Source organism: Bradyrhizobium sp. SOJA106, assembly GCF_059448745.1.
The window spans coordinates 1475112-1498590 of record NZ_CM182549.1 but is presented as its reverse complement, the minus strand read 5'-3'; the positions used below and the strand labels follow the sequence as shown (position 1 = coordinate 1498590).

Below are 23479 nucleotides of genomic sequence, written 5' to 3'. Positions count from 1 at the left end.
ATTCACGTGCCCTGCTCTTCCAGGGCCGCGAGTGTTGGGAACGCTAAACCGTCATTTTCCGCCCATATGCACCCATTCAGATCGAAGTTGGGTAACACTGGGTAAGTCAAGCAAGCAGCTTCACAGGAGCGCCGTATCCGTTTCACGGGGTATCCTCCGGCGCTTGCGATCGCGACAGCAAGGTCGGTTTTTTTACCCGTGCAAGATCAAGAGCCTCCTTGAGGATCTCGACCTCCATGGTCTTGCGGCCCAGCAGGCGTTCGAGGTCTCTAACCCGTTCCTCCAACCGCCGGACCTCGGATGCGGCGACCACATCCTCATCTGCCCGAACCGCTTCCTTGCCCCCTTCGCTCATCAGCCGTCTCCATCGGAAGACCAGGCTCGGGGAGAGCCCATGGCGACGGGCAACATAGCTGTCCGTCGGCCAGGGCAAGACTTTCGCCGAACTCATCGACAAGAACGGATGGGCCTGGAACAAAGAAACTGACGGCGAAGCGATCGTGCGCAAACCGGGGACGGCTCCGATCGACCTCGGCGAGAGCGGCAAGGTCACCGCTCACCTGTTAGGTCCTCTGCCCTCGGGGCTCGCCGCATTGGCGGAAATCTGGCCGCTGCCGGACGTTCCTGAGGAAACCGAGGGGGATGAGGAGCCTTCGGAAGTCGCGATGGGGATCGAACCGCCCCCAGATGTCGAGGCTCTGGCCGACGCGGACTACACGGCCGACGATACCGTCCCGAACCAATCGAGCATCGCCTTCGTGCTTGGCCACGGCAACCGGCGCATCCTAATCGCGGCGGACTCGCATGCCGAGACGCTCGTGGCCTCCATTGTCGAGGATTTCGGTGGTCGCCTGGAAGTGGACGTCGCCACGCTTCCGCATCACGGCTCCCGCCGGAACACCAGCCCCGACCTGGCGGAGCGCATTGTTTCGGCGACGTGGACCATTTCGACCCAGGGCGGAGGCAAGCACCTATTTCCGCACGGAGAGTCGATCGCGCGAATTCTGACCCGCAAAGAATCGGACAACCGCCCGCGCTTCGTGTTCAATTCCGAGCACCGCGAAGCTTGGAGGTAGAACGACATGGGGACGAAGAAGACCTACGGCTACTCCACCCAGTATCCCGACGAAGGCGACGGGTGGATCACCTTGTCGATCTAAGGCAAGCCCGATTCGTCCTTGCGGCATCAAACGCATCGCCTTGAGTTAGCTCGGCTTGCGGTGGCTGAACCGGAGGCGTTTTTTCGCAGCCCCTCCCGCTCCCGACAGAGATCTTCGACCTTCGCCCGCATACGCGTCAGCAGGAGTTCGGCCGATGCCGTCGTGACGCTGGCGCGCTGCAGCATCCGGATCTCGCGCTCCTGCGCGCGGATCACCGATGCGGTCTGCATAGGCCTATGCCCCATTGCCAAGCACTTTCGAACGGTGGCGAGAAATACATGCACTGTATTCAATTGCCGGATCGCTGGCGTATGTCTCCAGTGCACCGAGAAGCACCGCCTTTAGGGGTTCATTATGAGTCGAGGCGATTTCGTGCCATCGGCGTTCCAGATCAGCAAGCTTTTCGTGTCGCCGCTCAAGCAACTTAGTCCTATTCAAGTCCAGGGCGACACACGTTAACTTGCCTGTTTCGGACTTAGAGCGCAGCATCGGTCCGACAAACTCAAGATGCTCTTCTGGATTGGCAGTGTAGGGATCGAGTATCCCCACCTTGTCACTCTTCTTTGTGTTGCAGATATCGCAAGCGAGCGTGAGGTTGTCCCAAGCATAGGCAAGCTGGGGTTCGATTGATTTGGGGACGATATGCTCAATGTCCCCGTACGAGACGTGCATCGGATCACTCTCGCAATACGCGCACTTGTTGTGAGTTTCCGCTTTAATCGCCGCCTTGATCTCGGGTCTATTGTATTTTGCTTTCCTCATCTCTTCCGCAGCGGTACCTGCGGCTATCGCAGCAAGGAGTTCTGCGGTCCAAGCGGCTGCGTTTTGTTGGAGCGCTGGAGGAATAGGCCCCTTCGTTAAGCCAATCATTGTCGAGCCAACTTAGACAGAGCTTCGGGAAACAGTTCATCCAGACCAGCTGATTTAAGTTCTGAACGCATCTCCAAGAGGCTTTGATCGTTCAATTCTATTGATTGGTATTTTTGAACTATTCGCTGAAGGTCAGCTTCGACCCACTGAGGAAGGGTGCTAACAAGTCCAAGCACTTCTCGAAGAATCTCGGAAGCGGTTCCCGCTCGATTCACGTAGTCAAGCTTCTCGCTAATAATGCGACGACGAAGCGTGGGGTTTTCATTTCGAAGCTGGCGATATCGAAGTACATAGACGGTGGACTCCTTAAGCGATGAAACAATAAAAGGGCTGTGCGTTGTCACAATAAACTGCACACCCGGGAATGCCTGCGTCAGGTTCGGGAGAAGGTCCCGTTGAAGAGACGGGTGGAGATGGTTCTCAGGCTCGTCAATCGTCACCACAAACTTGCCGTCCGACATTTCATTGGTAAGCGTGGCAAAATAGAGCAGCGCGGTCAGTTCGACGATGCTGGTAATTCCGCCAGACGCGGCGTCCATGATGAACTCGCCAGATTGAGTCACTAGGACGATTTCGGGAGGGCGAATCGAGACTTCCTGAAAACCCAACGTTTCGGGCAGCACCGCTTTGAGCTTCTCGACGAAGCCCATAAATGCATCCCTCTGCCTCTTGTCGGCTTGAACCGTTGAGTTTCCCTCGCCAACGATGGCCCACGACGCGAGAATCTGTTTGACGTGCCCGATGATCGAGCGATCGCTATATCCGCCTTGATAGCGGCTTCGGGCTTCGTTGATCAGTGCGGGAAATGCGTTTTCAGGGGCGACGCCAGTGAACGGGATTGCGGTTACGCCTTGATAGCCTGATAGCAAGCGATGAGAGCTGACGGGCACCCCAAATATCTGAGGCTGAGCGGACAGGTTGAGCTGATACGAGCTTGAGACATTTTCAGGGACCGTGACGATCGCCCGTTCACCGTTCGAATACTCAATCTCACCGACTTGATTTTGCGGCCCGCGATCTTTCCAAGAAAAATTCAGAATGCGCGTCCAAAGGCCACCCAGCCTACCGGTGACGTAGGTAACGGCGCCGAACTCGTTCCTTCTCGGAATAGAGAAGTGGGGTCTTGCAGCACCCAGGTGGCGGGAAAGGAGATTCAAGATTGTCGTTTTGCCAGCCCCGTTCGCGCCGGTAATCACCGTGAGGGTGGGGTGGAAGTCTATATCGATCGAGGCGAACTGCTGCCAGTTAGATATCTGTAGGGAGCGAAAGGAAATGAAGTCGGGCATTCAAAACTCGCTGAAAGACGCGCAATCATGCTACGTCTTCGACAAATCTGCAACCTCTAGGCGCGCCCTCGATAATACGTCCGCGCGTCCACGGCGAGAACCTAGATCAAGGCCTATGAGAGTAACTCGGTGTGATCATGCCGCCGAGTATGCGCCGAGCGCTCCTCAAACCGCCAGAGGATCAAATCCGCAACAGAGACAAGGTCTCCGCACTGCTCGTTTATCTCGCGGCACATTCTATGGACATCGGAGTAGCCGAACCGTTCAGCTACTCGGACTAAATGTCGATCGGGCTTGGCAACGTCTAGTCCTATATTTTTTGCCAAGTGCCACTTAGTAACGTCGCCGATATACTGCAGCGATCTTAGGGTCGACAGCGCATCCACCTCAAGACATTCCCGCAGCCAACCGAACCCATTTCTAGCAATTAGGGTTGCAGTCTCACCGATCGCCTGAAGCTTTCCTCGGTGGCCAAAGACCGACGATGCACACCTCACGCAAACATCTCGATTCTGGCTTATAACCTCGGCAGACTCCCAATCGCAGAAACTCAACGAGATGAAATTGAAGTGCTTCCTGACGACAGCCTCTCGGAAGCCGGAATTGAGCACGACCCAGGCATACTCTCTGAGAAACACAGTCTCCGAGATTGCGGCCTCACTGACTACCCGTTTCTGATACTCGACCTCTTGTACAAAAGGTGAACCTTCGACCCAACACTTCGCTTTGAGGTAATATGCAACAAGCTCAGACTGCCGTGCCGTTAGCTCGACCATGGCCAATTATCGCGAATCAGGAGCTTCAATTTTGTTAACCAGATACTCGCTCCCGGCTTTTTGTCGAGCAATTTGCTTATCTCCACCTTGGTGAGGTGCTTTTGCTTCAGGCGGAGAAACTCCGATTCCGGCACGCCGCTACCAACGTCACTCGCCATATCATATCGAGCTGCAAGGCGCTGGAACTCGCGCGAAGGAATGTCGCTGGAGGACGCGAGTAAGTAGCCGGCCTCTCTCTTTACTTCCGCGTACATGGTGAAGCTGCGCTTATGAGCCTCTCCGCGCCCACGCCAATCGGTTTTCGATTGGACCAAGGTAAGACAAAACACGACTAGGCCGAAAACGCCCACCACGATTGCGGGATCAACCGTCTCAGGCATGACATGGTGGAGCACCTTTGGGTCGACAAACGCAAGCGCCGTCACCAGAGCCGATAGAACCAAAACAACGATATCCAACAGAAGAGCCCGCCGGCTAAACCTGTCGGACAACGCAGCATGCGCGGTGCACAGCTGATCTGAAACGCGGCGTATGCGCTCGATTTCCTCTCGTGAGCCGATCTCTGCTTCAATTGTCATTGGTACTGAAAAGTGCCTCCCACTGCTCTCTCGACATATGGGCACTCGCATTTCGCATGCGCTTTGCGATGCGTCCCAAGACATGCGCGGCGGCGACCCTCTCAGGGCTACCGGCGTCTCCTAGATAACTATCCACATGGACAGATTGCCCCGTACTATCCCGAATAGGCGAGGTCACCAGTTCACGCGCTCGTTCGAAAAAGACTGGAAGCATCGCCGCTGTCGTCTTGGGGCCGTCGTAATCGCGAAAGGCAGCAATCGCTAGACTTTCCACGTGATAGCCCGACAGTCTTTGTTGCTCCGGCAATGCGCCAATTGCGGCTTTAGCCAACTTGATCGTCGGAACGAGCTTCCCACCGCATTGTTCATTTCTAGCCGTTAGCGCAGCCTGAAATTTTTCCGGCGATATGCCAGACCACCCGTCCCTCATGAAGGAAGGGACCTTCAAGCCTTCGGTCGTCTTGAATGCGGGTAGCAGCTGAATTTCTTGCCCATCCGGATACGTCACGGTCACAGCAAGCTTGCCCGAACTAACCTTCGCGCCGCCTCCTAGTTCAGTCGAAAGAATATCCGCAACCGATTTGATCGCTTCTGACGGCCTTGAATTTTGTAAGTCTGGATCATTGAGCACGAGCAGCGAATCAACATCGCTTAACCCGTCAACGTAAGTATGCTTCGCCACCGAGCCGCCAAATAGGGAATCGATCGTTGTTTCGAGCGGCCCCTCGAGAGCGTCCTTTATGTCATCTAGACGATCCCTAACTTGTTCAACATCCCTGCTATTTGCCGACGCAAGAAGTTCGCTGAGAAGACCGCCGAGTTCGGTCTCGAACACCTTAATGGCGGTCTGATCTTCGGTTTCACGCACCTGCTGACGAAGCTGCTCGGGCGTTCTATTAACAAATGGGCCACCGCCTCCACCACCACCCATTTTAGACTCCTCCCAGCTCGGCAATCATTGCATCGTAGGCCCTTTTCAAACTCTCATGATGCTTACCAAAATGCTCGAAGCGACCATCTACGGCAAACTTAATCATGCTGAGCCTCATTTCCTGCATGTACTGATAGTTGTTCGTCCAGCACCTACCTTCGACAATGTCTGAGTTGGTTGTAATTGGTAGCGAGAGCGATCCAAAGTGATGCCTGTACACGGTGTCGCCGTTGGAAAATGCATAACGCAACCACGTCAGGCCGTCGAAAATGTCCGCCCCCGCCAAGAAATATAGGAACGTCGAGATAGTATCGAGACTGCCGAAGACGTGAATTGGAAGACCGGGATGGTGTACGTCCAACTCTTTCCTCAGCTTGGCGACATTGATCATTCGGCTCAATGTAGAGTTGCCAATTTCCTTTTCTGTGACACCGACCACCGCAAACCCAGTCATTTGCTTCACAGTCGGTAGTATATTCTCTAGGTGCAGACGCTTGGAGGTTTCGGTCTCAGGCTTTATCAACAAAGCACGTGCGCTGTTTCCCGAAGGGAGCACCATCGCCTTTGCACGTTCAATTTGTTGTCCCGTTGGCACGCGGTCGTTTGGGTGATCATAGCTGACACACACCGTCGGCGAGTTGGATTTCCATTGGGCCAGGACTTGTTGGTGCTTGTCCAGCGACCACTCCTTTCCGAAATACTCCTTCTCATAGGTATCAGAAAGCTCGGTCTCCTTGGATGCCTCGTAACCACCACTGTCTAAAAAGATGGCTGACGCGAAATCAAACGGCGGCTTTATATGATTGTTGTGAACATCATAGGCACTGACGAGGACCTCGTCGGATATATACTCCTCCATCGTCTGCAAAATTTTAGCGACGTTGGGAAAGCCCTTGCTTGAAAAGGATGGCAACAAGAGAGGGGTTTTTATCGAAGGGGCGTTGCCTATTCGCAGAAATCGACGACTAGCCAGCATAAAGCCTCACACGATCTCTGCACGAAGCACAGCTCCCACACGTCGGGACGGCGCCTGCTTCGCAGCTATAGGTATCATTGAGCGGCAACGCTGCCGCCTTGAAATAACTAAAGACGTCATCCTTCGACCAATCGACGAAGGGGGCAACGACAGATACGCGTCCGTCGGAGCACTCCTGTGCTAGCACTTCAACACGAGACAAGAAGGAGCGAGAGCAGTCGTAGTAGTTGGTCCCAGAATGGATTCCAATCGCCAACAGCCCATCGTGACAATTTCCCAGCAGCAGCGCACTTGCGATCAAAAATAAGTTGCGGCCAACAAGCTCTCCTGCGCCAAACCTTATCGAAGAAGACACCCTAACTTTGATTACCGGGATTGAGAGTTTCTCACTCAGAACATCAACGGCCGCATCCTCACGCCGCGCCGCCGCCTGGCCGAAGTCGACGAAAATGCCGCGGACCTCGTGTCCCGCTTTCTTGAAGAAATGGACACACGAGGTTGAATCAATTCCACCGCTAAACAGGACAGAAGCGTGCATGGACGAATCGCTCGACTTGGAGTTGACATTTCTATCGCAGGGTTCCGAGGAGGCAAATGGCCCCGCTCCTCATCCTTTGGTCCGGGTTCAGCGCCGCTGCGCCTATCGCGAGCGGGAGTTACGGTGTGGCTTTGCTTGGCGATACCGCAGATGGGCGTGACAACTGCTCGCGCCACTGATACACACGCGAGAACGGCGAGGCGAAAATCCTCAATGTTTTCAGTAGGGAAGCCGCCGGTGGATGCGCCTCGACCGCGGTGTCCGGAAACTGGTCGTCGAACTCGCCCGCGCCCAAGTGCGCGTTCTGCGACGAGACCCAAGGCCTGATTATCGAGCACGATCATTATCCGGAGCGCGGCAGCGGCGACAAACTCAGCGTTTACAATGTCCGCGGACTCGCGTGTTCAGGATGCAACTGGCATCTCGGAATGTACGAAGCGGACGAGCGGGGCGACTACCGAGGCGTCGAAGACGCCTACATCCGCATCGACGAGCGCAGATTCTTTCCGTATGTCCAACCCTACGATCACCGCGTTCTCACGTTGATCGAAAAAGAGCTCGAGCAGCGGATGGAGCCGACCAATTACTGGAGAAGAAGGCTTTTTGTGCAGAAGTCCGACGAGCGCGAGTGGAGCCGTGACTATCCGTGGCCGAGCTACTTCGGCGAGATCAAACAGCGACGGCGCATGATAATCCGAACCCCGAGCAATTTTGGCAGACGTTCGCCGCCAGCGCCCGCTTCGTCCTCGATCAGAAGCGCAAAGATCCAAACTTCGAGATCCCCGAGGCGTTTCTCCGCATCATGTCTCTCCTCAAGCCCCATCAGGTCGACGACGTTTTCGTCCTTCGGCCGCTCCTTCGGGCGGATGACCTTCCCGGCGCGCTTCTGGTTGATGAGCTCGACCAGCGCGCTTTCGTAGGAAACCCGAGCTACAACTTGCTGCGGACGAGCTGAAGGACGAGCTTGACGAACTGCTTGATGAAGCTGCCCTTGATGAGGAGCAGGAGAACAAGCTGATCTAGCGCAAATACGACCGATCATGCCCCTCAAACGCCGCGGAACGTCCTGGTTGCAATGTTAGCATCCTCGCCGATCGGCTGGGGGAACAAGCATGGTTAAGGCATTTCGCGATACCGTCATGGGACTCACTTTTGTCGTCGTCGCCGGCAGTAACATAATTTGGAGTTTGCTGGATGACTACGTCGCCTGCGGCCTAGCGTTAGCCGCTTCAGTCGCCGCCGGCTTTTGCGTCGAGCGCGCCTTCATCAAACGGTCCCATCGCGAAATGATCCGTCAACATGGCGCTGACTGGCAGGCTGGTAGCGAGCGCGTAGAATCTCGCGGACCAAGTAGCACAGCGAAGGCAGAGAGATGACAATCGATCAGAATATCCTCGAGAGCGGCACGAAGCGGCAGGCGCCCCAGCTGAAGGTGCTCGATTGCCAAACCCAGTCGCGACAGTTGCTAGCCCATGCATCGGCGATCGAGGCATTGCGCGCATGGTACGCCATGCAATCAACCGTCAATACCATCGCGCTCTACGAAGCCGCAGCAGCGCTGTTCGGCTCGGATTTCGACGCGGCCGAATACCACGAGGTCGAGTGAATATATCTGATCTCGACGCGCTTGCAGTTGGGAAAACGCGGGCCGAAGTCCAGATTATCTTACCTCGACAGAACGGGTGAAAGCCTCTAATTCGATTCTTATCGTGACGTCGCGAGGCGGCCACCATAAGTCTCTGCCTCACAATAGGCATGAGCCCGAAGAGGCAGGCGGTCGGCCTGCAACTATTTATGGCGCCGTTAAGGGGACGCCGCTCGATCGAGACAACACTCTGTCCGCTCGGCCGGCGTTTCGACAAAGATTCACGACATCGTAAAGATTGCGCGGGCGCGTACGCTGGGCCAAGGCCCCGACGTTTCCGCGAAGGCCTCAACGTAGTCTTAGGCCTGCACCTCGATGCCGTCTTTCGGGCATGTCCGAAGTTGATTCAAAGAGACTGTTCGCGATCATATCCAGCGAGTGTTGTGGTCGCCCGATTTGAACAGATAACCGTAGCGGTCCTTGACCTAAAGACTGCTATGGCCGGCAAAGGTCTCAACTGCTTTTAGTTCAGGTCGGCCTCGATCCATTAGGACACCGTGCCATTTGAGGCGCAATCCGGCATCTTGCGCTTTTTTCGAGCGAAGTGTGGCGGTCGGGCAGGCCCATTTGGCTCACGGAATTCTCCGAGTGCGTCAGCTTGTCGACAGCTGATCCTAATAGAGCGAGAGTGACACACTCGAGCCGAGGGGGGAACATGGACCCATTTAACAGCATCAAGCCATTCGACCCAGAGTTCGCTGCTTACAACGCCGTGGCCCCGCAAGCACAACAGCAGCAAGCGGAGTTTGAACCGTACTTGGATGAAGTGCCGCAAGTTGGCACCTCTGCGGTCAGAGAGGATCCTGTTTCTGCTGATCCCTACTATCCTCATCTGTCAGAAGAAGGCCTCAGACTCGCCGAGATGTTTGGACTTGAGCACCAGAGGGCCGACGGCTCTCATCCCGAACACGCAGTCACCGGACGCGAGGACGCCGCTGCCCTGATGGGTGAGGACTACACCGGCCAATTGAGGCCTGCGAAGAGGCAGAGGACACTAAGCCAGGCGCAAGCCGATGCCATCGAGCACCAGCCGAGCGAGCCTAGCAATTCGGCCGCTCGCGAGCTGATTGAAGAGGCTGGCACACCGTTTCGGGCCAGCGGTCCGTTGATCCTTCCTGCGGAAGACTACGCTCAGGATCTGCTGTGGGCGATGCTGGAAAACGCCGGCTCATCGTCGTCTCTCGAGACCACCGGGCGTCATGACCACGCCGTGGATTCCGGAGCGGCCGTTCGCTCCTTCAACTCGCAGCAGGACGACCAGCGCACGTCAGGCACGCATGAGGGTAGCAGCGTCCCGCCGAGTCAGGACACCCCACCCGGTCCTTTCATAGTTCATAACGACCGCTTCACGGCGCTGTTCGTGCCCGCGGCGGCGATGAGGAGCAGCTCTCCACTCAATCTGTCAGGCGCACCCATTCATTTCGGATCTCGACCGGAAAGCGTTTCGCAGCCGAGCGCACAGCCGGCGAATCGGCCCTCGCCAGCACTGCTAGCACAGACGATGGAACAAGCCGCTCCGGCGTCCGCCAGAGCTGAGACGACGCGGCCGACGGCCCGCGAGATTTACGCCGCATCATTCGCCGTTCCTGAGGGCTTTTCGCACGGCACACAACCCGCCCCAATCACGATGATATCAAAGCTCGGCCGCTGGGGCCTCTTGCCGGACGCAGAGGAGCCGATGAAGCAATACGACATTCGCGGCGAGCGTTACACGGCGCTCTTGGGGCCGGGAGGACCGAATGACGTTCGGCTCATCCACCATCCACAGATGTAGACACCAGGGACAGTCCCTACGTGAGGGGCCAGTCCAGATCGCTCAGATAGCGGATTTGTTGATGGACGATAGCTAGCTTTAGCGACTCTTGCGAGCTCAGTGAGGTTCTGAGCGGTGCGGATAAGCGCAGCCGGCCCCGATGAACTTGCGGGCGCCATCGCTTAGCGGCTCCTTGGTGAGCCGAACAGCCATGGCCCTTTTGTTTGTCAAGAGAGTGATCACGTTGGCGGGCTGGTGGCGGCGAGGTAATAGTGCAGAAGACCCGGGAGGTGACTGCCGACCGCTCGGAGCCGCTCGTTGCTATAATGTCTGCCCATGTCTCCAGTTTCCTTCTGGGCATCCGCAACGCACAGGTCGAGGGGGCATGGACGCATTCGGGCCCGAAACCTGCTCTTGAAGGCCTCGATGAAGCCCTTGCCGGCGGCTTGCAGGGCCGCGACAAAGTCCAGCTTCCCCCGCGATGAAAGTCCACAGGTCACGATCGCGCGACACGAACTCGCTACCTTCGTCGACGCGGATCTTCGCGCGGCATCCCACTGACCTGCAGCCTCCTTCCAGCATCACCACGATGGCGTGCCGCGGATGGTGATCCGCAGTAGGCAGCCGACATGAACGGTGAGGAAACTCCAAATTGTGATGGAGGCTCGATAGACGACCCTACCAATTCGTGCAGGAGATCCCGCAGCTCACGTCAGTTAGCTTGCTGGGCGTTAGTGCTTTGGGAGATTACTTCGATGTTGATCGTTGAAACTATTTTGAAGCCAGACCAGTTTGGCGGCATTGGACTTTTCTCCGCTACTCCTTTGACTGAAGGTACGTTAGTTTGGATTCACAACCCCCTCGTTGACATTGCGGTGACGCCCGAACAATACCAAAAACTAGCTCCAACATTTCAAGCTCTGCTTGATAAGCACGCCTACCCGAGAGACTACAAGGCTAACGACGGTGTTATAGAGTACAATGCGGACAACGCTCGGTTCATGAATCACAGCAGTCACCCAAACACATATCAAGACGATCATTGCCGAATTTTCACAGCCCGTGACGTACAACCTGGTGAGGAACTGACTTGCGATTACTTATCTTTCGATCCAGGGTGTGACTTATCGTGGAATAAGGAGCTATCGCCGCAGTCTGGCGACTTTGCTTTGTCAGCGCGTTGTACGCTGTGATCGCGTGAAAGAGCGGTTTGTGACGCCGGAATTCTGCGCACGAAAGGTGGTTTTGAGCGATTTCGCATCAGAAAGTGTGTAAAGCTGCCTTGCACCTAAACAGCTTCGGCACGGACGTGTCTGCAAGTTGGATTGCTTATTGACCCGAGATTCGACGCTTCGAAGTAGGCGCATATTTAGTCCAGGCCAAACTGCGCTCTGTCGTTCGGGAATAGTTTTAGGATGGAGGCTCCCTGAAATCTGATGCCGTCCAAGCTGCCAGGAATGAAAAGACGGCTCGGGAAGAGCCCTGTCGCGAGTCAGGATGTGTTCAGGCGATTCACGTGGGAGATCAGAGCCATTAATGTATGTCTGGACGACCTTCGCTCTTTCCAGGCGCATGCGCTCGGTCTTGCTTCACCACAAATGATGATCTTGATGGCGTTGATCGACTTGGAACAGGGCGACGGAGTTCCGGTAAACGTCGTTGCAAAGTTGATGAAGGTTGAGTCGGCCTTCATAACGAGGCATTCGAAACAGCTTGAGGATAAGCGGTTTGTGCAGCGTAAGCGCTGCGCGAACGATGCACGAATCGTCAACCTGTCGCTAACCGACAGCGCTCGCAGACAACTTGCGAGCATCGCGGCACAGCATGAAGAACTCGATGAGTTTGTTTCTGGTTATCTCGATATTACGGACTTTGCGAAGCTGGCTAGTTGCCTTAGCGGAGTCAGGCAACGGCTGGAAAAAGCCCGCCTGCACGCCGCGTTAAAGATGCAAGAACCTTCAAGAGAGCAGCAGCTACGGGACGCCTAGCGGTCAACAACGTGAGACCACGAACCTACTCGCCGGGCGCTCACTAATCCAACCCTGGATCAGGAGCTTGGATTTCCTCCGCCGCTCTGAACAGCTCGATCCGGAGCCGAGTGACCAAATTCGGTGCCCCAAGCTATGGCTGTGCGCATGCTGAAGGAGCCATGGGCCGACAGAAACTCTAACGCAGCGATTTACGTCGATTCTGGCAATCGTTTCTGCACCTTGTTCCGTGAGACGGTGATTAGCGATAACTCTGCGGCATTTGGTCAATCCTTCTCGGATGCGCGGTATTCTACAAGCGCCGCCCCAGAGCGCCATGGCTATCCTCGACAGCTCGTCGCGTCGTTCTCGGTTGCGCAGTTTGGACTAATCGCAAGAATGATTCCACCGTCTAATGTGAGGACAACTGACCGAGATACCTTCATTTTGCACGAGACAGCACTCTACACTCTTGATACTTCTCTTCTGTTAAGAACGCATTATTTTGCAGCCAACCACGACGTGCCATCGAATTGCCTCGAGCACCATCGTCGATGTCTTACAGCAGAGAAGCAGGGATTGCTGGACAACTTCCCCTGCGACAGTCGGCTGGTTGAGAGCCATGGCGCTACGTGGTCGAGCCCGCCTGAGCAGGGGCGCATCCTGTCCCGTTTTCATAGCAATTGTCACATGACTCCTATTGAAGCAATCAAACATTGGTACGTGTCCCTGGACGACGAACTTCAATCAGACATCGCGTATATGTTCGTATCTCTCACGCTCGGAGACTACCAGTTTTCGCCTGCTGCAGCCGTTCGAAGACTGCTGCAATGGTTCGACCTGCGCAGCGCAGGCACGGAATATGAGGATGCGCTAGCCGCGGTCGTGTTTCGCGCCTCGTTCGAATACATGTTTGCCGACCGCTTCACCCCCGCCGGGTGGACCTTTCCCGAACAATTGTTCAAAGACATGATCCGCGAGGCTGCTGAAGGGAAAGAGGCAAGCAAGTTCGCAACCAGGGCATTTCGGTTGCTGCGTAACCTTCCGGACCGAAAAACGAAATGGAGAGAGGCAGGTGAGAATTGGAATGCCTTGGTCAACTCGGTACTCAACGACGATGCGCTGAAGCAATGGACCCACGAGCAATTCCTGGCAAGCGACTTCGGGCCGGCGCAAGACTGAAAATACCCGCAAATGTTGCGAGAGCACCGATTCGGAATGAAATTGCGTGAGACCAGGCCGCGCGACGATTAGAACGGCAACTTCCAAAGAGAGTAGAAAAGAAAAGGCACCCGAGAGCGCCCCAAAAGAGCACCGCCGCGACAGCGAAATACAGCGATCCAATCAATGGCCGGTTTTCCTTAGGGATATTTGGCGACTAGCATCGCAACAAGCAGGATAGCGGCGATTGCAAAGTCTTAGGCGCCGTATTTCTGCTCGGAATTGGCGGCGAGTGGCTGAGTGCATCCATACTCGGGCAGCCAATCAGAGCCGCGGGACCGCCTGGCTCAGCGCACAGAGCGGCCCGTCACCAATCTGCTACGGCCACCCGCCTTAAATCGACAGACGCAGCCGGCCCACTAATGTTAAGACATATCGCCCGATAATTTTCGGCTTCCTGAAGGGCTGTCTTGATGAATCTCCGCTCAGCAACCGCCTCTCCTCATTTGTCTGTAGCGGAGAAGCACAGGGCTTTGGATATCCGCGGGGCTTGGCCGGCATCTGAGAAAAGACGAGCGCAGAAAAGGTGAGGCGAACGAACGGCAACAGGAGCCCGCCCGGACAAATGTTTCAAATCCGCCGCTTGCTGTACCAGCAATTCTGATTCACATCACCGCGATTGTCTTCCTTGCCGCCCGAAAGCGTAGGTCGGATTGATCCCGCAATAGGCGTATGTACCTGATGCAGTAGCCATGCACTGGTCATAGGTCGAGAACTGGCAATTGCCCGGATATCCCCAACTGCGTCCCTGCAGACAATAGACGTCCTGGCGTACCGGTGGCGTGTACGAATGAGTCCGCGAACCAGCCGTCGAACGCGATCCTGAGCCGACGAGGATGGGAAGTGCGAGCACTCCGATGAGAAGGTAGCGCATGAGACCTCTTGCCTCCGTTAAGTTCACCAGAAGATACAGGATCTGAATTGCACCCCTTGATCTTAGTCAATGGCCGATTGCCGGGGTCACTCCGCGGGCTAGCGCCGGAAAGAGGATTCAGCGTGACGGGTGCCGCCGGGCGCGACCGAAGTTGAGCGGGACCGTGGGTACACAAAGGTGCAAGCAATAAGACAGCCCAACGGTACAGCCCCGCGGTCAGGGGGCCTCGAACGTCGGTCAAATCTTGGCGCAGCTTTCCTGCTACTTTCCCCGGCAGAACGACTCTTATGGGCGCGCTTCGGCATGTTTGTGCAGATTTGCTACCAGGCAAAATGTACAACCGCTACATTCGCTTAGCTGCCCGTGACGAACACCGTGCGCGGCCAACATCATGAACGTTCTGGGAGGCCTGCGTGATGCTGAGGACGCGCCGCTATCGAGGCATTGGAAAGCGCTTCGCGACCAATTTGTTTCTGCCGATCTGGCCCCGTCTCACCTGTGCTGGCACCTCCAGAGTTTTCGAGGTGACCTCGACGCGAGAGCTCGTCTCGTACCGGGAGACGCTCACGCAGACCTCATCATCGAGGGCGGACCGTAACAGCGCAGTTGTAGCGGCGTTCAACATTTCGAGATCCCACAGTGCCGGCGGGCGAGGCAGTGTAGGTGCGCAGCAACTCCATAGGATCGAGCAGAACTCCCCGACCTAGTCTGCCCTTCGCCCGATCCCGGTGAAGTCAAGGCGTAATCCTCAACCCGGGCGATCGCTCTCGAGGCAACCCAGAGCAGAGCGCCGCGATAACGGAAGAAGAAGCTGGCTCTTCTACATTCTTATGCGCGTATTTGTCCTAAACAATGCATTCTCGCGCAGCTGTAGAGCGTCGTCCGGCTATTCGCCGCCGATTCTCTGCCGCAGGCTTGACCACGCAAGCCGAACGAAGGCTCACATCGATTCCGTTGCAGCGCACGGCGTGCTCACGCAGCTCGGTCCCGGCGGGCTGATTCTAGAACCAGTTCAGCGTATATAGCGTGTGCTTGGACAAACGGGCTGCACTTGTGTCGCGCCACGCTGGTGCGCGGCACTGCCTTGCAACGATGCGACTTCTTGTTTTCATACAAGCTTGTCGCAAACTGACTGCCCCGCAGATTACGCCCGACATTGAACAACGATCGATTCAGTCATTATAATCTTTCAGTGCATCAGGAGTGCCGGCTTATGTCTGTAAGTATCACCGCAGACCAAAGATCTTGCCGTAATGCACTCAATGACCTCGGCATATCGAGCCTGTCAAATCCGATCGTCAGTTTGAGTGAATTCTGTTACAAGAAGGGTAGGACGATCTACATCGAGGGTGACCCGGCCGAGTACGTCTACCAGGTCATAAAAGGGACGGTACGGACCTACAAACTGCTGTCCGATGGGCGACGCCAGATTGGCGCATTTCATTTACCAGGTGACATTTTTGCATTCGAGAACGGTGGGGTACACCGATTTACCGCGGAAGCCGTTACGCAGAGCACTGTTCGCCTGATCAAGAGGCACACTCTTGATGCGATCGCCCAGACTGATGCAGTCGTCTGGCGCACCTTGCTTAGCATGACCACGATGAAATTGCAGCACGCGGAGAACCATATGCTGCTGCTTGGACGCAAGACTGCTCTGGAGCGCGTTGCCGCTTTCTTGCATGAGATGGATGTGCGGCTCATGGCTGTTGATGTTATGTCACTGCCAATGTCTCGGCGAGACATCGCGGACTACCTTGGCTTGACCATCGAGACCGTCTCACGCGCAGTGTCGCAATTGCATAGTGATGGCGTTCTTGAGTTCATCGGCAATACTCAACGCGAGATCATGATTCTAGACCGGCAGCGGCTTGCTAGTTTCGACCTGCAAAGTTGATGGCCGGCTGAGTGCATGCAACCGTAACTCGGACGAGCATGAGCCGGCGCAGCACCTGATCACGGAGCCGTTCGGTGAGCGCGCCGATATCGGAATGAATGAGCTCGTGGTCGCGCTCGCTACGTTCAACTGGTGGATGATCCGTATCATAGATATCCTCTCAGAGCGTACTCGCAATACTTGGCTTGCGTACCCAAAGCCGTTGGCAATCGCCCGACGACAGCGTTCTCCAATCCCTCCTTTCGCGCTCGCGTGCGAATGTCCGCCACCAGCTCGGGGAGCTCCCCGGTCATAGAGATCAGGATAGCAATGAGCACGTCCGCATCAACACGCGTCTCGCGCGCAACTTTTTGCCACTGGCGCAAGCCAATTTGATCGGGCTTGTATTCACCCCCGACTTCCATGGCGAGCTTTGATCTTGCGCTGATCGACATGTTGGTAAGGAAGAATGCTGGCGATGTCGCAAAAGGGGGCGAGACGCACGAGAGGACCGCTGGCCAGAAGCAATGAATAGTTCTTGGCGTGAGCATCAGAGCCTCCACGCGACCAACTCTTCCATGGCATGTCTTCATCGCCGAAGCGCTTGTTGGCCGAACTCGCGATTCAGGCGGCTCTCGTCGCGGTATGTAGTCTCCAACGCCACTCATCGCGCGCGTCGCGGCAGAAATGGAATAGGTGGCCGTCACCTTTTCAGGTGGTGTACCGACCTTCGCCAGAGTACTGCGAAGCTTGTCGAGATAGCCACCGCGATCGGTCGGAGCGAGATATAAAACAGTGCGGGCGCGGCTCGGTCCTAGCCGACCCGGGGGCTGAAACCAGGCCAACTAGTCCCTACCACATCCGCACTGCCGTTGAGACTAGCGGAAAGATGACTCGGCGCTGATCGATCTGGAGCAATAGCGCTGTCCCTGCCACATCCCGTTAACCCCAAAGGGCTCTGTATCTGTGATAGCTTACCGCAAGCTGACAGGCCTTCTCAGTCGGCCAATGGTAGGTGTGGGCTATCAATACCGCTCAATCTGCCACGGAAATTCCTGCAACCACTCAGACATGCTCTCAACGCAGTCGGCCGTCACGACTTCAGGATCATCCGGAAGGTTCAGGCTGCCAATCAGTGACACATTGTCGGTTGCGGACCGTACCATCGTAGATACTGCACCCGCTAGAGGACAGGTCTCGCTGTGGGGTCAAATTGCGAACTCGGTGCTTTGCGCCCGCCCGTACCTCCGGCGTGCATATTGTACTGCCACGTTCTTCGCACTCCGCGTATCGGTCGATTGTCGGAGTGCATTTGTGGAATTCAAGTAAGCCTTCAACCGGGGAATTCTGCGGATTGAGGAAAAAGCGGGCCAGATGATGATCGCACACTTAAATTGTAGGCTGGTGTGATGCAACAGAAATACAGCATCGCACGACTGAGCGACATAAGGCCGATCAGCAATAGATGGAAAGCAGCGCGGATGCGACTTGCCGCCTATCGAGCGGACCTGATGAGAAAGGCGCTATCCCTATCCGCATCCGCACTGCCATGAAGTTACCACGGGATCGAGAGGCTAACGCACCGGTTTGTCCTGAGGGCTGTTCACACGAAATGCCTTGCGGGCATTAACGTAACGAGAAATCGCCCTTGAATGGACCTACCCGGCTGATAGGCAAGACCGAGGGCGTTGCTGATCGCTCGGATTCATCTCTAGGGAAATACCAAAGTGTGAAGAGAATGAGCAAAGACGGGCTTGCTCACCGCCGCTGCCGATAACGTCGTCCGCCAAGCGTCATCATTGAAGTAGATCTTAGTCCTCGACATCACTCATCGACAAGCCGCTGGGATGCATAAGTATATTCCAAAGAGATCCGGCGTGCCTGTTCAATGAGGTTGGCGGCGGCGCTATGCCCCCCGTCGATGTTCTCATAGTAGAGGTACGGTTGGCCCAACGCAGCGAGCCTCGCCGCTGCCTTGCGGGCATGCCCTGGATGCACGCGGTCGTCCTTAGTGGACGTGAGAATGAAGGGGGACGGGTAGGTCTTGCCTGGCACCAACCTCTGATAGGGCGAGTAGGCCTCGAGCCACTTGCGCTGTTCGGGAATGGTGGGATCGCCATACTCGCCGATCCAGGAGGCTCCGGCGCCCAGCTTAGTGAACCGAATCATGTCGAACAGCGGAACTTGTAAGATGGCCGCATTGAAGAGCTCGGGTCGTTGGGTGATTGCTGCCCCTACCAGGAGGCCTCCTTGGCTACCGCCGACTACGCCCAGCCGGCGGGGAGAAGTGATTTTGCGCCGGATCAAGTCCTCCGCGACGGCGATAAAATCATCCCATGTGCGCTGCTTCGTTGCTCCTTGGGCAGTCTGGTGCCATTGGGGCCCGAACTCACCTCCGCCGCGCAGGTTCGCGACAACATACGCGTTGCCCTGCTCGAGCCAGAGTCGTCCGGTGAGGCCGACGTAAGAGGGGATGAGCGGGGTCTGAAAGCCACCATAACCATAGAGAAGCGTTGGAGTTGATCCGTCAAACCTTGCGCTCTTGGGTCGTAGCAGAAAGTAAGGAATGCGGGTGCCATCGCGCGATATTGCCTCGAACTGTTCGACGACAAGTCTCGAGGCGTCGAACCTAGGAGGTGTCGCCTTCAGTATCTCAAGGCGTTCGGTTGCAGCGTCGAAGTACCAGAGCGTCGTCGGGCTAAGAAAGCTGGAGACGGTGAACATCGCCTCGTCCGTTTCATGCGATGCTGCAGCCAGACCGACACTTGCATTCTCTGGAAGCGGGATCGGCGTGGCCTGCCAGGCGCCCTGATGGTACTTGTAGACGAACGCCTTACTCTGAACATTGTCGAGAATCGTTAGGATTAACACGTTTCTTGTGGCAGTGAATCCGCTGAGCGCTTGTCGAGGCCCAGGCTTGAAAACGAGCGTGGGTGTGGCGCGCAGCGGATCCTGCTTCCATTCGGCCAGGTCATACGAGATGACCGAGCCGGCTGAGAAGGGGGCGTCTCCGGACGGTGGCATCCAGTCTTCGTTGAGCGTCACCAGGAGGCGACCACTGGCGATGCCGCCGATGACTGCCTTCTTTGGCAAATTGAGCTTAATGGGCTCGGGCCCAAAGAGCACATACTCATGCTCGAACGAACTGATGCCGCGCACGGCGCCGGTCGCATGGATCGTGCCTTCATTGTCGCGCAGCACAAATGGTGTGGCCCCGACGTCGGTCGGCTCGCCACGGAAGACCTCGCGCGCTTCCGCGAGCGACTGAGCGCGCTTGAGCTCCTTCACAACGAAAGGGTAACCGGCTTGAGTCATGGTCCCTTCGCCCCACTCTCGTGTAATTAGGACCGTGTCGCTATTTACCCAAGTGACTTCCTGTTTTCCCTCGGGAAGTGCGAAGCCCTTCGTGACGAAGGTTTTGGCGACTGCGTCGAACTCCCGAACGAACACAGCGTCCTTTCCGCCCTCGGACAGGTTGAGCAAGCATAGGCGCTCCTCGGGCGGAAGGCAGCTCACCCCTTTAAGGACCCAGTTCTTCTTGTCTGCGTCAGCGAGAGCATCCACGTCGAGGATGGTCTCCCATCTAGGGCTGTGGGTACGATAGCTTTCAAGCGTCGTACGCCGCAAGACGCCGCGCACCTGGTTCTCGTCCTGCCAGAAATTATCGAGACCGCGCCGTCCCAATGAGACGTACGGAATCCGGTCCTTGGCCTGAAGAACGTGGAGCGCCTTCCCGTAAAAGCGTGGATAACGTGGATCGGATTGGAGCGCACTGAGTGTCTTGTCGTTCTCGGTCTGAGCCCAAGCCAATGGGCGCGGCCCTTCGATCTCCTCAAGCCAAAGCAAAGGATCGTCGGCGCCGGTCGCAGGCGCTCGCGTCTGGGACAGTCCCGCAGCCATCAAACAGCTCATGGATAGCGACGCGGCGAGAAAAAGCGAATTTTTCATGGGAGTTGTCCTGAAGTTAGCCAGCCGGACTTGGGCGTCTTGCTAGGAGAGTGGAAGCATTCGGAAGATGCACACTCGGCTTCAAAGCGCGGGCATCCGGGAATTGCGTCCGCTGGCTTTCGACAGAGCAAACAGCGTGCCGCTTGAAAATTGGAGCTTCTCCAGGCGTTTCCAACCCATGTAAGTGTCGACTTTTGGACGTCCGTCTCAAACCTGACAATCGGTTCTTAGTAGGGGCGGCATGTTGGCCCAGCGGCCGCCTTGCTCCGCATTACGTAACTCCTCGGCAATCGCTTGCGCCCCCCGTTCGGTCGCTCACAACTCGGCCATGGGCACCATCATGCGTCGACCAGTTTCAAGTTGTGGTGTGAAGTGCGAGCACAGGTTCGATCTTCGCGGCCTGCTGGTCGCGTTTGCCGGCACTATCAGTGCCGGGCGCAGGCCGCCGGTACTCGATGTGATTTGCGGCCTTGTTGGCTGGCAGAGACTTGAGGCCATTGGCGTTTGGCAACGCCTTTGTCCGCCAGCCACACGCGTAACCTGCGGTAGGTTCGGCAGCCGAGCCCGTATGGAAGGCGCTCGACGCCACGATTCCTAAATTCCGCCGCGGGATCTCTTCTGAGCAACCGTAACCGGGGCGAGCCCCAACATCACGTCGCCGGCGACTCCGAAATGGAGACGATAGAGCCACCAGATTGCGCGGCACCGGTCGAGTTCGTACATGGCGAGCGCGCGCCTGATTGCTACAGCCATCCGCGCCATCGGCTTCATTCCTCGTATCATCTGGAAGCCCCGACGTCTCGGGGCCAGCGCTCTCCATTTGAAGGCTTTTTTGTCGGCGATGGCTGGCTGTCCGTCGCGTGCACCTGCAATAGATGCGGAGGTAAGATTGATGTTCGTCATGGCGTTCTTTTCCGCGGTTCGAGGCTGTTCGCACACGGCTATGTGCATGCGATTTTGCTGTGATCCTACGGAGAAGGCAGTGCTTACAAAACGCCCAGATCTGGTAGTGCCAATTGACAGGATTTCGATCCGATTAGCTCGCACAATCCCACTACTACGCAAAGCGACTCCGCCACTTGCGACGATCGTTGCAGATGCGTGACCTTTGCTTCTACCTCCTTGAGAAATACTCCGCGCCCACCAAGACTATGTAGGCTCGCGCCGGCAGCGCCTACGCCGCTTCCGAGTATCCTCAACGGTCGCCGGTTTCGCTATCCAATTTGCGCGAACCCTGCCGACATCGAGCGCTGGTCGGCGGCCGAGTAGCCCTGCCTGAGCGCGCTGGCAAGTCTCCGCCTCGCTGAGCAACACCGTACAGCTCGGCCTGCCGCAAGCACGCCATTGTGCAGCGCTTGTTGGGATCGCTCAGATGCAAAGCAGCCGAGACGATCATCCCGCGCACGGCTAAAGGTATGGCGCTGGCCGGTGTAATGGGCCCCTGTCCTCCGCGCCTGCGTGCCATGCTGCAACCTTGGACTGGTCGACAGCCGTAGCTACATCACTCAAGGGAAAGCAACATCCTCAGCTGAGGCAATACGGGGTAATATTGCAGCCCGGATGATACGTCGGCACCATCCAGACGAAATGGCCAGGATGGCCGTGAATCTCGTGGGCTGCCAGTGGGTCCGATGATGCGAACCCACCGGCGGCGCGAGCACCCCACTGCTGAGCGGTCAATTATCTATCCGGGTAAGGACAACCGAAGTGACCGCAGGGCTCCAGTCCGGCGCGATTGCTTCACGTCGGGTCGCGTCTCATACCCGCGTAAGCTTAACGAACCCTCCTTCGGATAATTCGGCTTTGTAGGCCCGTCCGTTAAGCTGGATTGTTGTCGGGTTATTTTCGGTCGGCATGAAACCTTCTTCACGCAGCTTGTCCATCAGGGCAGGGGTGGCCCATTGCTGTGGCAGCGGCGTTCCGAAGCGCCGGTGCTCCGTCCAGAAAGCTCCGAATTCCGGTAGCCCCGCCCGGCCGGCCCCAACCACTTGGTCCTCCGCAGGGTTATGAAAAAGAAGAACGCGATTGGACCCATCCAAACCGGCCGTGTAGCGGTGACCTCGGATTTCATAGGTCATCGTCGGCTGGTCCGAGTCAGGCAAGAGACCCTGGTGGAACAGCCTCTCGACCATGAAGTCAGGCGCGATTTGCGAACCGTGTGAGAATCTCTGGGGAGCGGCGAATGAGACATCTACCGCTTCCTCAGGTGCGGCAGATGATGATGGTCCCGCTTCATTCATGACCTGACTGAACAACTCATGATCTTCTTGTGTCCAGACGTGCGCCGTTGGTGATTCTGGTGAACGGGCATTGTTGATCGGGTTCGGATCCATAGAGCTCTCCTTTCTACTATGAGAACAAAGGCCTCTTGAAGATCTCCCCAGCGAGTGAGCTGAAGTTCGTGTCAGACATGGCGGCTTCGTCATCGAGAGGCCAAGTTTGAGTGTTAAAGAGGCTAGCTTTCGAGAAGCTGACAAACGTCGAAGGAGGGAGACAAACTCGCGGCCGCATCTGCCACGTCTGATGCGATCATCTCCCAGCCAAATCTCGTTCCGGCCTGACCTCCCAGTCGGCGCGCAGGTCTGCGTCATGCATCGCATTCACCTGGCGGTAAAGCTGGTTAGGAGGGATGCGGACCGCGGCCAGATCTAGCCTTCCACCGAACGCGTGCATTTCGATCTCTGCTCGCGATCAGTCGTTCTGGCTTACACTTCGAGCCTATGCACTGGCCGCTAACCGTAGCCGCGCCAGCGCGAAAACAGACGAGAGCGCGGCCTGATGAAGATCCGGCGACCGCGGAGCGAACTGCTCACCTGATTGGATGAAGAACGAAATCACTCAGACGCAAAGCAGCCGAGACGATCATTCAGGCTCGGCGCCGCCGGTGATCCCGGGACGCGGATGGCACTGCGTGCAATGAGCCTGGGCGGCGTCCCCACTGCCTCTGATCCTGCGCGTCATGATGCAACCTCGGACTGCCAGGCGGAGCTACATCGGTCGGGCGGAATTGCATCGGAATCAGTGGCCGGCTTGCATCGGATTACGCAGGCGGAATGCTACATTCTCAGGTGAGCCGATAC

The 23479-nt window shown here is 56.6% G+C and carries 20 protein-coding genes and 3 pseudogenes; 8 read left to right on the top strand and 15 right to left on the bottom strand.

All coding sequences use genetic code 11. From position 1 onward, the window contains the following. Positions 1-29: 29 nt before the first annotated feature. Positions 30-430 (bottom strand): annotated as a pseudogene (locus AC5V87_RS06935) (transposase); the annotation flags it as partial. Between the two features lie 70 nt (positions 431-500). On the opposite strand from AC5V87_RS06935, the gene AC5V87_RS06930 reads away from it, so the two are divergent. Further along, positions 501-1076 (top strand): ComEC/Rec2 family competence protein, encoded by a 576-nt coding sequence (locus tag AC5V87_RS06930; RefSeq protein WP_495370393.1) that lies wholly within the window; start codon positions 501-503, stop codon positions 1074-1076. Between the two features lie 110 nt (positions 1077-1186). Here the strand turns inward: AC5V87_RS06930 and AC5V87_RS06925 are convergent, their stop codons facing one another. The 8 genes from AC5V87_RS06925 to AC5V87_RS06890 all read right to left on the bottom strand — a co-directional run bounded on the left by AC5V87_RS06925 (position 1187) and on the right by AC5V87_RS06890 (position 7115). After that, the gene (locus AC5V87_RS06925) at positions 1187-1390 is read right to left on the bottom strand and encodes a hypothetical protein (protein ID WP_495370392.1); all 204 of its coding nucleotides are present in this window, start codon (positions 1388-1390) and stop codon (positions 1187-1189) included. 4 nt (positions 1391-1394) lie between these two features. After that, the gene (locus AC5V87_RS06920; protein ID WP_495370391.1) at positions 1395-1922 is read right to left on the bottom strand and encodes an HNH endonuclease; all 528 of its coding nucleotides are present in this window, start codon (positions 1920-1922) and stop codon (positions 1395-1397) included. A 104-nt stretch (positions 1923-2026) separates the two neighbouring features. Further along, positions 2027-3316, bottom strand: coding sequence for an AAA family ATPase (locus tag AC5V87_RS06915; protein ID WP_495370390.1), 1290 nt, complete (start codon positions 3314-3316; stop codon positions 2027-2029). Between the two features lie 113 nt (positions 3317-3429). After that, entirely contained in the window at positions 3430-4092 is a 663-nt protein-coding gene (locus AC5V87_RS06910) for a hypothetical protein (RefSeq protein WP_495370389.1), read from the bottom strand. Further along, on the bottom strand, positions 4080-4670 hold the full coding sequence (locus AC5V87_RS06905; protein ID WP_495370388.1) for a hypothetical protein: 591 nt from the start codon (positions 4668-4670) through the stop codon (positions 4080-4082). The genes AC5V87_RS06910 and AC5V87_RS06905 overlap by 13 nt, the downstream gene beginning before the upstream one ends. Further along, the gene (locus AC5V87_RS06900) at positions 4660-5601 is read right to left on the bottom strand and encodes a CBASS oligonucleotide cyclase (protein ID WP_495370387.1); all 942 of its coding nucleotides are present in this window, start codon (positions 5599-5601) and stop codon (positions 4660-4662) included. Before AC5V87_RS06900 ends, AC5V87_RS06905 begins: the two co-directional genes overlap by 11 nt. Position 5602: 1 nt before the next feature. Then, positions 5603-6577 carry a hypothetical protein gene (locus AC5V87_RS06895; protein ID WP_495370386.1) on the bottom strand — a complete coding sequence of 325 codons (975 nt, stop codon included), beginning with the start codon at positions 6575-6577 and terminating at the stop codon, positions 5603-5605. Then, positions 6567-7115 (bottom strand): 7-cyano-7-deazaguanine synthase, encoded by a 549-nt coding sequence (locus tag AC5V87_RS06890; RefSeq protein ID WP_495370385.1) that lies wholly within the window; start codon positions 7113-7115, stop codon positions 6567-6569. The genes AC5V87_RS06895 and AC5V87_RS06890 overlap by 11 nt, the downstream gene beginning before the upstream one ends. A 257-nt stretch (positions 7116-7372) precedes the next feature. On the opposite strand from AC5V87_RS06890, the pseudogene AC5V87_RS06885 reads away from it, so the two are divergent. Further along, positions 7373-7492: pseudogene (locus AC5V87_RS06885) on the top strand (hypothetical protein); the annotation flags it as partial. 443 nt (positions 7493-7935) lie between these two features. Here AC5V87_RS06885 and AC5V87_RS06880 read toward each other — a convergent pair. Then, positions 7936-8034 (bottom strand): annotated as a pseudogene (locus tag AC5V87_RS06880) (non-homologous end joining protein Ku); the annotation flags it as partial. A 453-nt stretch (positions 8035-8487) separates the two neighbouring features. On the opposite strand from AC5V87_RS06880, the gene AC5V87_RS06875 reads away from it, so the two are divergent. From AC5V87_RS06875 to AC5V87_RS06855, 5 genes are all read left to right on the top strand, one after another. Further along, a complete protein-coding gene (locus tag AC5V87_RS06875; protein WP_495370384.1) occupies positions 8488-8721 on the top strand; it encodes a hypothetical protein in 234 nt (77 codons plus the stop codon). Between the two features lie 694 nt (positions 8722-9415). Further along, complete coding sequence (locus tag AC5V87_RS06870) at positions 9416-10534, top strand: hypothetical protein (protein WP_495370383.1); 1119 nt, start codon at positions 9416-9418, stop codon at positions 10532-10534. A 734-nt stretch (positions 10535-11268) separates the two neighbouring features. Continuing rightward, entirely contained in the window at positions 11269-11706 is a 438-nt protein-coding gene (locus tag AC5V87_RS06865; protein WP_495370382.1) for an SET domain-containing protein, read from the top strand. A 243-nt stretch (positions 11707-11949) separates the two neighbouring features. Continuing rightward, entirely contained in the window at positions 11950-12501 is a 552-nt protein-coding gene (locus tag AC5V87_RS06860; RefSeq protein WP_495370381.1) for a MarR family transcriptional regulator, read from the top strand. Between the two features lie 147 nt (positions 12502-12648). Continuing rightward, positions 12649-13662: a hypothetical protein gene (locus AC5V87_RS06855; protein ID WP_495370380.1), complete on the top strand. Its 1014-nt coding sequence runs from the start codon at positions 12649-12651 to the stop codon at positions 13660-13662. A 649-nt stretch (positions 13663-14311) separates the two neighbouring features. On the opposite strand, the gene AC5V87_RS06850 is transcribed toward AC5V87_RS06855, so the two are convergent. Next, positions 14312-14575, bottom strand: a complete 264-nt coding sequence (locus tag AC5V87_RS06850) for a DUF3551 domain-containing protein (protein WP_495370379.1) — start codon at positions 14573-14575, stop codon at positions 14312-14314. 1213 nt (positions 14576-15788) lie between these two features. Between AC5V87_RS06850 and AC5V87_RS06845 the strand changes: the two genes are divergently transcribed. After that, positions 15789-16472: a helix-turn-helix domain-containing protein gene (locus AC5V87_RS06845; protein WP_495370378.1), complete on the top strand. Its 684-nt coding sequence runs from the start codon at positions 15789-15791 to the stop codon at positions 16470-16472. Positions 16473-16618: 146 nt separating this feature from the next. Here the strand turns inward: AC5V87_RS06845 and AC5V87_RS06840 are convergent, their stop codons facing one another. From AC5V87_RS06840 to AC5V87_RS06825, 4 genes are all read right to left on the bottom strand, one after another. Then, complete coding sequence (locus AC5V87_RS06840) at positions 16619-17002, bottom strand: hypothetical protein (RefSeq protein ID WP_495370377.1); 384 nt, start codon at positions 17000-17002, stop codon at positions 16619-16621. Positions 17003-18275: 1273 nt separating this feature from the next. Continuing rightward, positions 18276-20399, bottom strand: a complete 2124-nt coding sequence (locus AC5V87_RS06835; protein WP_495370376.1) for a prolyl oligopeptidase family serine peptidase — start codon at positions 20397-20399, stop codon at positions 18276-18278. Between the two features lie 594 nt (positions 20400-20993). Then, on the bottom strand, positions 20994-21302 hold the full coding sequence (locus tag AC5V87_RS06830; RefSeq protein ID WP_456840770.1) for a hypothetical protein: 309 nt from the start codon (positions 21300-21302) through the stop codon (positions 20994-20996). Between the two features lie 854 nt (positions 21303-22156). Continuing rightward, positions 22157-22732, bottom strand: coding sequence for a hypothetical protein (locus AC5V87_RS06825; protein WP_495370375.1), 576 nt, complete (start codon positions 22730-22732; stop codon positions 22157-22159). Positions 22733-23479 lie beyond the last annotated feature (747 nt).